Raw genomic sequence first — 11,206 nt, forward strand, 5'->3', positions numbered from 1 at the left:
ACCGGCGCCCACAATGGAGTCATGACGAACTGCCCGCGCCCGGCCGCCGGCCACTTCAGCGTCGGCACGCCGCGGATTCTGGTGGTCGAGGACTCGGAGACGATCCGGGAGATGGTCAGCGAAGCGCTGACCGACATCGGCTATCACACCGCGGGTCGTTGTGACGGTGACGGTTTGGAGGAGGTGCTCGACGGGCTGCGGCCGGACCTGGTGGTGCTCGACGTCATGCTGCCGGGACGCGATGGATTCGACCTGATCGACGTCATCCGCGGCTGGGGCGACGTGGGGATCGTCTTGATCACGGCGCGGGACGGCCTGCAGGATCGGCTGCGCGGGTTGGACGGTGGGGCCGACGATTACGTGATCAAACCGTTCGAGCTGGCCGAACTGGTGTCGCGCGTCGGGGCGGTGTTGCGCCGGCGCGGACGGCTGCCGCAGGTTGTCCAGGTCGGGGATCTGATGCTGGACGCCGACGCGGGCGTGGCCGCGCGCGGTGGTAGCCGCCTCGACCTGACCGCAACCGAACTGCGGCTGTTGGCCTTCCTGGTGGAACAGCGCGGCCGCATCGTCAGCGCCGGCCAGATCCTGAACGGGGTCTGGGGGTACGACGCCTACGATCCGAACCTGGTGCAGGTGCATATCAGTGGATTGCGGCGCAAGCTCGAAGCCCACGGGCCGCGGATCCTGCACACCGTGCGCGGCATCGGCTACCGGTTGCAGCCGCGGCGATCATGACGGCCGCGTCCACGACTCGGACCCCGTCCCTGCAGCGCCGGGTGACGCTGGTGGTGGTGGCGTTGCTCGCCCTGCTGCTGGTGGTGCTCGGCGTGACCGTCGACCTCAGCCTGGGCGTCCTCGCCCGCAGAAACCTGCACGACCGGCTCCTCGCCGCGGCATCCCGGGCCGAGGCACTGGACGTCGCACACACGTCACCCGACCTGCTGGCCGCCGAACTCAACGGCGGCGGCGTACGGGCACTGCTGGTCACCGCCGACGGCGCAACGTACGGCGACCGCGGCATCAGCCCCGATACCGTCGCGGGTCCCGTTGTCCCGCCGCCCTTTCCGCCCCCGCCGCCGTTCGCTCCGCCACCGCCGTTCGCGCCCGGCCCGAACTTGCCGCCGCCCGGCATTGCACCCTGGCCGCCGCCGCCGCCCCCGCCGCCCCCGCCGGATGCCACCGCGACGGCCGTCGTGCGCCCGCTGCCGGATGGCTCCCGGGTGATCCTGGTCGCCGACACGACGCAAACCACCCAGGTGACGCACCAGCTGCGCCTGCTGATGATCGGGGCCGGCGTGGTGACGCTCCTGACCGCGGCGCTGTTGTTGGTGGCGGTCAGCCGGGTGGCGTTGCGCCCGTTGGACCGGCTGACGGCGCTGGCGAACGACATCAGGACCGGCGACCGCGGGCGACGGCTGCGCCCGGACCGGGCCGACACCGAATTGGGGCGCGCCGCAACCGCTTTCGACGGGATGCTGGACGCGTTGGAGGCTTCCGAAAACCGGGCCCAGCGGGCCGCGGACACCGCCCAGCGGGCCGAGACCGCGACCCGGCGCTTCCTCGTCGACGCCGCCCACGAGTTGCGGACCCCGATCGCCGGGATTCAGGTCGCCGCCGAACAGCTCGTCAACAACGCCTCCGCCGCGGATCAGGGCGACGACACGGCGCAGGGTCAGTACCGCCGGGCCAGCCTGTTGCTGTCCGACGCCCGCCGCGCCGGCCGGCTCGTCTCGGACATGCTCGATCTGAGCCGCATCGACGCGGGCCTGCCGTTGGACACCCGCGAGGTCGACCTGGCCGCGATCGCGGACGCCGAAGCCGACCGGGCCGCGATGCTCGCGCCGCAACTCGCGATCAGCCGCACCGGCGTGGCCGACCTCGCCGTCAACGCGGACCCCACCCGGCTCGCGCAGATCCTGTCCAATCTGCTCGACAACGCACGCCGCTACACACCGGCCGGAGGCGCCATCACGATCGACGTCCGGCGCGACGACGGCGCCGCCGCGGTGACTGTCACCGACAGCGGCCCAGGGATTCCCGACGAGGAGCGCGAGCGGATCTTCGAGCGCCTGGTGCGCCTGGACGCCGGCCGCGCCCGAGATCACGGCGGCGCAGGGCTCGGGCTGCCGATCGCCCGGGCGCTGGCCCGAGCCCACGGCGGAGAGCTGGTGTGCGTGCCGCGCGACGGCGGTGCCGAGTTCCGCCTCACCCTGCCGGTCGTCGCTGCCGTCGACCCGAGCGCCGAGCGGTGACCACCCCAGGTCGAGGCGGCCACCGCTCGGTGCCGCTAGCGCACGCCCGGCACTAGAGCCCCGGCGGTGGCGGGCGGAAGGGTCCACCACCCGGAGCCCCCGGCGGCGGCGGTCCGCCCGGTGGTCCGGGCGGCGGCGGTGGTCCACCGGGCCCACCCGGTCCCGGCCCCCAGGGTTGTCCCGGCGGCGGGGGCGGGGGCGGATCCGCGCTGGCCACCGCGGCGCCGAAGCCGGCCGCGGTCGCCCCAAGGGCGCCCGCCAGTAGCGAACCGGCGATGAGTTGTTTGATCTTCACTGGGCCCATCTCTCCCTTTCTGTCGGCGATCGATCCCCGTCGGGTGCGCAATAGCGTCCCGCGCACCGCGACGTCCGCGACGTTAGGAAGCGAGCCTGAAGCCAGCCTGAAGATCCTTGCGGCGGGCGAACTTTCAGCCGGCCGCGGACGACACCGCGGTCACGGTGGTCAGCCGCCACTTGTCCAGCCAGGGCTGGACGAGCTCGGCCACCGAGAACCTCGCCGGGGCCGAACATCCCGGCTTCGGCGGGTCGGGGACACCCCCGCGGATGAGGATGCCGACGGCGCGCACGGTGCCGTCGCCGTCGTTGAGGTAGACCGGCCCGCCGGAGTCGCCGCATTGGCCGGGCGCCAAGAACACGACCTTGCTCTTGGTGACTTCCGTGATCGGGCCGCAGGTGGCCTCGCCGGAACCCATGCCGAACTTGCAGAGTTCCTGGCCGATCTGCAGGTTGGTGGCGACGCCCGCGACCGGCAGGGAGGCCCCGATGGCCGCGCTCTGCGGGACGCTTTCGCCGTTGAGCAGGACCAGGCCGATGTCGTGCTGCTCCTTGTGCACACCCTCGTTGACCGTCTGGCTGAACGTGCCGACCGTCGCGTAGGGGAGGACGCCGCCCAGGTTCATCGTCACCTTGCCGGGCCCGCCCGGGCGGTTGCAGTGACCGGCCGTCAGCACCCCGGTCTCGCCGGCGGCGGTGTGCACCAAAAATCCCGCGGTGCAACCCATTCCGCCCGACCCGTCGGCGTACTCGACGAAGATGCCCGCGCCGGGGCCGATAGCGCTCGATGCGGGCAGGTCGATCGGTGCCAGGGCGGGCGGTGGGGCGAGGGAGCGGGCGCCGTCGTTCCTGGACAGCTGGGACACCGCGGCGACGAAGGCCATGGCGCAGAACAACGCCGCGATCGCCAGCAACGCGGAATGCATCCTGGAGCGTTGTGGCAGCGGATACTGCACGTGGGTTCCGGCCAACACCCCCCCTTGAGCGCGCGATGCCGGTAGGTCTCTGAGGCCCCAGCTTGCCAGCTTCGGCCCAGCGGCCGTGGCGATTAGCGAGATCTGGTCAGCGAACGGTGGCCGGCTGGGGGGAGGGCTCGTCGTCGACGGGACTGTCTGCCCGGCGATGGTGCCGGCGGAAATGGCGGATCTCGATGATCAAGCCCGTCAAACCCAGCGTCGCCGTGCACAGTGAGACGAGGTACAGCAGCGAGTTGGGGTGTCCGGCGAGGGCGTCTCCGAGGATCACCACGGCGGCGGTGCCGGGCAGCAGGCCGCCCAGCGTCGCCAGCGTGTACGGCAGCAGGCGCACCGTCGACGCACCGGCGGCGTAGTTGATCGCGGAGAACGGCACGGCGGGAATCAGCCGCAGCGACAGGATGGCCAGCCAACCCCGCTGGCGCAGGCGTTCGTCGACCGTGTCGATCGACCGGTGGCGCACCAGGCGGTTCAACCGCCACCCGGCCGCCCGCACCAGCAGCATCGCGATCACCGCGCTCGCGGTGCTGGCCCCGACGGCCAGCGCCACACCGAGCAGCGGGCCGAACAGCAGGCCGGCGGCCAGGGTGAAGGCCGTGCGGGGGACCGGTACCACGGTCGCCACGATGTGCGCGGCCAGGAACGCCAGCGGGAACCAGGGGCCGACCGACTCGGCCCAGTCGCGCATCTGCACGGGCGTGGGCAGCGGGAGCCATGACGCGGCGGCGATCAGGAGTGTGATACCGACCACTGTGGCGATTGCCCGGGGCCGCGACAGGAGACGCGCGGTTGCGCCCAGCGCGCCGGAGAGGTCGCGCAGAGTCCGGTTGATTCTGCAGGTGGCGGAAGCCGTCACGCCTGTAAAGGTTACGGGGCCCAGGTGAATAACTCGTTTCCCGAGGCTGGCGTTTCATCGGCGCGCCGCCGCGTTCGTCGCGCCGCGCGGTTTTCTGCCCACAGGCCCGATCAACTAGCCTCATTAGTAAGTCGCAGGCCCCATTTGCTGGGAAAAAGGGAGCAATCGGTGTCCATTGATGTACCCGAGCTCGCCGAACTAGAACAGGTTCGCGGGCGTTGGCGCAGCGCGGTCGCCGGCGTGCTATCGAAAAGCACCCGGAAGGACCCCGAGGAGCTCGGGGACCAGCCCGAGCGGCTGCTGGAAACCCCGACCTATGACGGCATCGCCATCCGGGCGCTGTACACCGCGCTGGACGAGCTGCCGGAACCGCCGCTGCCGGGCGAGTGGCCGTACCTGCGGGGCGCCGACGCGCTGCACGACGTCAAGTCCGGCTGGAAGGTGGCCGAGGCGTTCCCGGCCGACCGAGTCGCCGGGGTGGCGGCCAAGGACGTCAACGCGGCGGTGCTGGAGGCGCTGGGCAACGGGGCGAGCGCGCTGGTGCTGCGGGTGGGGGAGTCCGGCGTGACCGCCGACCAGCTCGAGGAAAGCCTGGCCGGGGTGTACCTGAGCATGGCGCCGGTCATCATCGATGCGGGCGCCGACTACTCGACCGCCGCCGACGCGATGTTGGCGCTGGCGGCCCGCGTGGAGGGGGATCAGCGCGAACTCCTGTCGATCGACCTGGGCGGCGACCCGCTCACCGCGGCGCTGAGTGACCGTCCCGCGCCGGCGCTCGACGAGGTCGTCACGGTCGCCAAGCGGGCGGCCCGAGAGCGCGGCGTGCGTGCGATCACCGTCGACGGGCCGGCCTTCCACAACCTGGGCGCCAACGCGACCTGGGAGCTGGCCGGCACCGTGGCCGCCGGGGTGGACTATCTGCGGCGGCTCACCGAATCGGGCGTGCCGATCGGCGAGGCGTTGCGGCAGATCAGCTTCCGGCTGGCCGCCGACGACGACCAATTCGTCACGCTCGCCAAGATGCGGGCGGTGCGCCGCCTGTGGGCGCGGGTCGCCGAGGTCGTCGGCGACCCGGACGGCGGCGCCTTCACCGTGCACGCCGAGACGTCGCTGCCGATGATGACCCAGCGCGACCCGTGGGTGAACATGCTGCGCTGCACGCTGGCCGCGTTCGGCGCGGGCGTCGGCGGCGCCGACACCGTGCTGGTGCTGCCGTTCGACGTGGCGATCCCGGGCGGCTTCCCGGGCACGGCGAGAAGCTTCGCGCGCCGGATCGCCCGCAACACCCAGTTGCTGCTCCTGGAGGAGTCGCACGTCGGCCGGGTGCTGGACCCCGCCGGCGGGTCCTGGTTCGTCGAAGACCTCACCGCGCGGCTCGCCGAGCGGGCCTGGGAGCACTTCCAGGCCATCGAGGCCCACGGCGGTTTCGTCGACGCGCGCGACTACGTCGCCGGCCAGATCGCCGAAGTGGCCGCGCGCCGCGCCGACGACATCGCGCATCGGCGCACCGCAATCACCGGTGTCAACGAGTTCCCGAATCTGACGGAACCTGCACTGCCGCAAGAAGATTCGCCAGGTTCGCCGCTGGCCGCCGGCAACCTGCGACGGTATGCCGCCGCGTTCGAGGCGCTACGCGATCGCTCCGATGCGTTCCTGGCCCGCACCGGCGCGCGACCGCGGGTGCTGCTGCTGCCGCTGGGTCCGCTGGCCGAGCACAACATCCGCGCCACCTTCGCCGCCAACCTGCTGGCGTCGGGCGGCATCGAAGCCGTCAACCCCGGAACCGTCGACGCCACGGGCGTCGCAAAGGCCGTCGCCGACGCCGGGTCGCCCGGCGCGGCCGTTATCTGCGGCACCGACAAGCGCTACGGGGAGGGGGCCGCGGCGATCGTCGAGGCGGCGCGGGCCGCCGGGGTGGCGCGGGTCTACCTGGCCGGACCCGAAAAGGCCCTGGGCGACGCCGAGCACCGGCCCGACGAGTTCCTGACCGCGAAAATCAATGCGGTCGAAGCCCTTTCGAACCTGCTCACTCGACTGGGAGCGTAGCCGCAATGACCACAACCGCACCTGTGATCGGCAACTTCGCCGAAATCCCGCTGGACGGCGACCGGCCGCTGCCGCCGCCCACCGAGGCCGCCGTGCGCGAGCACGTCGCCGCAACGGCGGCCGCGCACTGGTACACGCCCGATCAGCTCGAATGGCACACGCCCGAAGACATCGCCGTCAAACCGGTGTACATCGGCGCCGACCGCGCCGCCGTCGTGGCGAGCGGATACCCGCTGAACAGCTTCCCGGGCGAACCGCCGTTCCTGCGCGGCCCGTACCCCACGATGTACGTCAATCAGCCGTGGACCATCCGCCAGTACGCCGGGTTCTCCACCGCGGCGGAGTCGAATGCGTTCTACCGCCGCAACCTGGCCGCCGGCCAGAAGGGCCTGTCGGTGGCCTTCGACCTGGCCACCCACCGCGGATACGACTCGGACCATCCCCGCGTCCAGGGCGACGTCGGAATGGCCGGCGTGGCAATCGATTCCATTCTCGACATGCGCCAGCTGTTCGACGGCATCGACCTGTCGACGGTGTCGGTGTCGATGACGATGAACGGTGCGGTGTTGCCGATCCTGGCGCTGTACGTGGTGGCGGCCGAGGAGCAGGGCGTGCCGCCGGAGAAGCTGGCCGGCACCATTCAGAACGACATCCTCAAAGAATTCATGGTGCGCAACACCTACATCTATCCGCCCAAGCCGTCGATGCGCATCATCTCCGACATCTTCGGCTACACCAGTGCCAAGATGCCGAAGTTCAACTCCATCTCGATCTCCGGCTACCACATCCAAGAGGCCGGCGCCACAGCCGATTTGGAACTCGCCTACACCCTGGCCGACGGCGTCGACTACATCAAGGCGGGCCTGGACGCCGACCTGGACATCGACAAGTTCGCGCCGCGCCTGTCGTTCTTCTGGGGCATCGGCATGAACTTCTTCATGGAGGTCGCCAAGCTGCGGGCCGGTCGGCTGCTGTGGAGCGAGCTGGTCGCCCAGTTCAACCCGAAGAACGCGAAATCGCTTTCGCTGCGCACGCATTCGCAGACGTCCGGCTGGTCGCTGACCGCGCAGGACGCCTTCAACAACGTGGCGCGCACCTGCATCGAGGCGATGGCCGCCACCCAGGGCCACACCCAGTCCCTGCACACCAACGCCCTCGACGAGGCGCTGGCGCTGCCCACCGACTTCTCGGCGCGGATCGCGCGCAACACCCAGCTGCTGCTGCAGCAGGAGTCGGGCACCACGCGGCCCATCGACCCCTGGGGCGGTTCGTATTACGTGGAGTGGCTGACCCATCAGCTCGCGCAGAAGGCCCGCGCCCACATCGCCGAGGTCGCCGAGCACGGCGGCATGGCCCAGGCCATCAGCGACGGCATCCCGAAGCTGCGCATCGAGGAGGCGGCCGCGCGCACCCAGGCCCGCATCGACTCCGGGATGCAGCCGGTGATCGGCGTCAACAAATATCAGGTCGAGGAGGACCAGGAGGTCGAGGTTCTCAAGGTCGAGAACAGCCGCGTGCGCGCCGAGCAGCTGGCCAAGCTCAAGGAGCTGCGGGCCAGCCGCGACCAATCCGCCGTCGAGGCCGCGCTGGCCGACCTGTCCCGGGCGGCCGCGGCACACGGCCGCGCCGGCGAGGACGGGCTGGGTAATAATCTGCTGGCGCTGGCGATCAACGCCGCCCGGGCCAAGGCGACGGTCGGGGAGATCTCCGACGCGCTGGAAAAGGTATACGGCCGGCACCAGGCGGAGATCCGCACGATCGCCGGTGTTTACCGCGACGAAGCCGGAAAGGCCCCCAACATCGCAACCGCCACGGAACTGGTCGAGAAGTTCGCCGAGGCCGACGGCCGACGGCCGAGAATTCTCGTGGCGAAGATGGGTCAGGACGGTCACGACCGCGGTCAGAAGGTGATCGCGACGGCCTTTGCCGACCTGGGCTTCGACGTCGACGTCGGCTCGCTGTTCTCCACGCCCGAGGAGGTGGCCCGGCAGGCCGCCGACAACGACGTGCACGTCGTCGGTGTCTCGTCGCTGGCCGCCGGCCACCTGACGCTGGTGCCGGCGCTGCGCGACGCGCTCGCCGAGGTGGGACGGCCCGACATCATGATCGTGGTCGGTGGCGTCATCCCGCCCGGTGACTTCGACGAGCTGTACCAGGCCGGGGCCGCCGCCATCTTCCCGCCCGGGACGGTGATCGCCGACGCCGCGATCGGTCTGCTGCACAAGCTGGCCGAGCGTCTGGGTTACCCGCTCGACTAGATGGCCGGCCGCAAGAGCGATTCCGTCGACGACCTGGCCGACGCCGTTCGCCGTGGCGACAGGGCGGCGCTGCCACGGGCCATCACGCTGCTGGAGTCCACCCGCGCCGATCATCACGAGAAGGCGCAGCGGCTGCTGCTGGAGCTGACGCCCGACGCGGGCAACGCACATCGCGTCGGCATCACCGGAACACCCGGGGTAGGCAAGTCGACCACCATCGAGGCCCTCGGCATGCACCTGATCGAGCACGGCCACCGGGTGGCGGTATTGGCCGTCGACCCGTCGTCGACGCGCAGCGGCGGATCGATCCTCGGCGACAAGACCCGGATGGCGCGCCTGGCCGTGCACCCGGACGCGTACATCCGCCCGTCGCCGACGTCCGGCACGCTGGGCGGCGTAGCAAAGGCCACCCGCGAGACGGTGGTGTTGTTGGAGGCCGCCGGTTTCGACGTGATCATCATCGAGACCGTCGGCGTCGGTCAGTCCGAGGTGACGGTGGCCAACATGGTCGACACGTTCGTCCTGCTGACCCTGGCGCGCGGCGGCGATCAGCTGCAGGGCATCAAGAAGGGCGTGCTCGAGCTGGCCGACATCGTGGTGGTGAACAAGGCCGACGGCGAACACCTCGCCGAGGCGCGGGTGGCCGCCCGGGAACTGTCCTCGGCCATCAGGCTGATACACCCGCGCGAAACACTTTGGCGGCCACCGGTTCTCACCATGAGCGCGATGGAGGGGACCGGTCTGACGGAGCTGTGGGACACTATCGAACGCCATCGGCAGGTGCTCACCGAGGCCGGCGAGTTCGAGGCGCGCCGGCGCGCCCAGCAGGTCGACTGGACATGGCAGATGGTGCGCGACACCGTCTTGGACCGGGTGCTGGCCAACCCCAAGGTGCGCAAGATGCGCGCCGATGTCGAGCGCCAGGTCAAGGCGGGAGAACTGACCCCCGCGCTGGCCGCCGAGCAAATATTGACGGCAGCGTCAGACTAACGGATAGGTAAACAATCTAGATTTCGCTCCGGGAAGGTGTGAAATCCAAGTAAATTTGACATTGTGACGGTGGAAAACCGAGTCGATCGCCGCGCGGTCCCTGTCCACGATGACCTTGACGCAGGTCACCGTGTGTCCGGCGCGGCGGACTCACACTTCGGATGCGTCGTTCGCAGCTTTTCCACGATGTTTCCCGCCCGCCGGTTCGGCGGCGGCGCGCTGGCCGTGTACCTCGACGGTCAACCCGTCGTCGACGTGTGGACCGGCTGGTCCGATCGCGGCGGCCACCGGCCGTGGTCGGCCGACAGCGCACCGATGGTGTTCTCGGCGACCAAAGGCATGGCCGCCACCGTCATCCACCGCCTCGCCGACCGCGGGCTGATCGACTACGAGGCCCCCGTCGCCGAGTACTGGCCGGAGTTCGGCGCCAACGGCAAGGGCAACCTCACCGTGCGCGACGTGATGCGGCACGCCGCCGGCTTGTCGGGACTGCGGGGCGCCAGCAGTGAAGACTTGCTCGACCACGTCGTGATGGAGGAACGGCTGGCCGCGGCGTCGCCGGGGCGGCTGCTGGGCAAGTCGGCGTACCACGCGCTGACCTTCGGCTGGCTGATGTCCGGCCTCGCCCGGGGCGTGACCGGAAAGGGCATGCGAGCCCTGATCCGCGAGGAGCTCGCCGAGCCGCTGGGCACCGACGGGTTGTACCTGGGTCGCCCGCCGGCCGGGGCGCCGACGCGGGTGGCCGAGATCATCGCGCCGCAGAACCTGGTGCGGAACCCGGTCCTCAGCTTTGTGACGCGCAAGGTCGCCAACGAGCTGTCCGGCGGCTTCCGGTCCATGTACTTCCCGGGCATGGTCGCCGCGGTCCAGGGCGATACCCCCTTGCTGGACGCGGAGATCCCCGCGGCCAACGGGGTGGCGACGGCCCGCGGGCTGGCACGGATGTACGGCGCCATCGCGAACGGCGGCGAGGTCGACGGCATCCGGTTCCTGTCCCGCGAGTTGGTCGCCGGCCTGACCGGTCGGCGGAGCCTGCGTCCGGACCGAAACCTGTTCATGCCGCTGGCTTTCCACTTGGGCTACCACAGCCTGCCCATCGGGAACGTGATGCCCGGCTTCGGCCACGTCGGGCTGGGCGGTTCGCTCGGCTGGACCGACCCGTCGAGCGGCGTGGCCTTCTCGCTGGTGCACAACCGGCTGCTGACCCCGTTCGTGGCGACCGACCACGCCGCGTTCGTCGGCATCTATGCGCTGATCCGCAAGGCCGCCGACAGGGCGCGCAAGCGCGGGTTCTCGCCGGTGACCGAATATGGCGCGCCTTTCTTCGAGCCGGGAGCCGTCGCGGGCTGAGGAAAAAGGCACGCGATCAATTTGGTCAGCGGGTCAAGACGAAAAGGGCATAGCGATTTCTCACGGCGCGTTTGCCGTAAATCGGTCCGTCGCCTAATCTTCTGAATTTCCCGCTGACGGCGTCGCGTGAAAAGAAACCTCTCCGAGCAGGCCGATGTGCGAAGTCCGGGTGTCGTTGGGGTAATA

7 protein-coding genes and 1 pseudogene are annotated in these 11,206 nt (G+C 70.4%); 6 read left to right on the top strand and 2 right to left on the bottom strand.

Going from position 1 to position 11,206, the window contains the following annotated elements; genetic code table 11:
- Positions 1–21: 21 nt before the first annotated feature.
- Together A9X03_RS09215 and A9X03_RS09220 are read left to right on the top strand one after the other, a co-directional pair.
- Positions 22–735, top strand: a complete 714-nt coding sequence (locus A9X03_RS09215) for a response regulator transcription factor (protein ID WP_067887159.1) — start codon at positions 22–24, stop codon at positions 733–735.
- Complete coding sequence (locus A9X03_RS09220; protein WP_068260686.1) at positions 732–2,252, top strand: cell wall metabolism sensor histidine kinase WalK; 1,521 nt, start codon at positions 732–734, stop codon at positions 2,250–2,252. The genes A9X03_RS09215 and A9X03_RS09220 overlap by 4 nt, the downstream gene beginning before the upstream one ends.
- A 428-nt stretch (positions 2,253–2,680) precedes the next feature.
- On the opposite strand, the gene A9X03_RS09225 is transcribed toward A9X03_RS09220, so the two are convergent.
- Positions 2,681–3,472, bottom strand: coding sequence for an endopeptidase (locus A9X03_RS09225; protein WP_082954749.1), 792 nt, complete (start codon positions 3,470–3,472; stop codon positions 2,681–2,683).
- Positions 3,473–3,608: 136 nt separating this feature from the next.
- Positions 3,609–4,376 carry a TVP38/TMEM64 family protein gene (locus tag A9X03_RS09230; RefSeq protein ID WP_068260688.1) on the bottom strand — a complete coding sequence of 256 codons (768 nt, stop codon included), beginning with the start codon at positions 4,374–4,376 and terminating at the stop codon, positions 3,609–3,611.
- A 168-nt stretch (positions 4,377–4,544) separates the two neighbouring features.
- Here A9X03_RS09230 and mutA point away from each other — a divergent pair, with 168 nt between their 5' ends.
- The 4 genes and pseudogenes from mutA to A9X03_RS09250 all read left to right on the top strand — a co-directional run bounded on the left by mutA (position 4,545) and on the right by A9X03_RS09250 (position 11,020).
- The gene (mutA, locus tag A9X03_RS09235) at positions 4,545–6,422 is read left to right on the top strand and encodes a methylmalonyl-CoA mutase small subunit (RefSeq protein ID WP_068260691.1); all 1,878 of its coding nucleotides are present in this window, start codon (positions 4,545–4,547) and stop codon (positions 6,420–6,422) included.
- Between the two features lie 5 nt (positions 6,423–6,427).
- Positions 6,428–8,680 (top strand): methylmalonyl-CoA mutase, encoded by a 2,253-nt coding sequence (gene scpA, locus A9X03_RS09240; protein WP_068260693.1) that lies wholly within the window; start codon positions 6,428–6,430, stop codon positions 8,678–8,680.
- Positions 8,681–9,681: pseudogene (gene meaB, locus A9X03_RS09245) on the top strand (methylmalonyl Co-A mutase-associated GTPase MeaB).
- Between the two features lie 52 nt (positions 9,682–9,733).
- The gene (locus tag A9X03_RS09250) at positions 9,734–11,020 is read left to right on the top strand and encodes a serine hydrolase domain-containing protein (protein ID WP_068260695.1); all 1,287 of its coding nucleotides are present in this window, start codon (positions 9,734–9,736) and stop codon (positions 11,018–11,020) included.
- Positions 11,021–11,206 lie beyond the last annotated feature (186 nt).

The sequence above is a fragment of the Mycobacterium sp. E1715 genome (assembly GCF_001667625.1).
Classification (GTDB): Bacteria; Actinomycetota; Actinomycetes; order Mycobacteriales; family Mycobacteriaceae; genus Mycobacterium.

What these genes read in the sequence shown, in the direction of transcription:
- scpA (WP_068260693.1), top strand. Translation starts at nt 6,428, where the DNA reads ATGACCACAACCGCACCTGTGATCGGCAACTTCGCCGAAATCCCGCTG.
- A9X03_RS09215 (WP_067887159.1), top strand. Translation starts at nt 22, where the DNA reads ATGACGAACTGCCCGCGCCCGGCCGCCGGCCACTTCAGCGTCGGCACG.
- A9X03_RS09220 (WP_068260686.1), top strand. Translation starts at nt 732, where the DNA reads ATGACGGCCGCGTCCACGACTCGGACCCCGTCCCTGCAGCGCCGGGTG.
- A9X03_RS09225 (WP_082954749.1), bottom strand. Translation starts at nt 3,472, where the DNA reads ATGCATTCCGCGTTGCTGGCGATCGCGGCGTTGTTCTGCGCCATGGCC.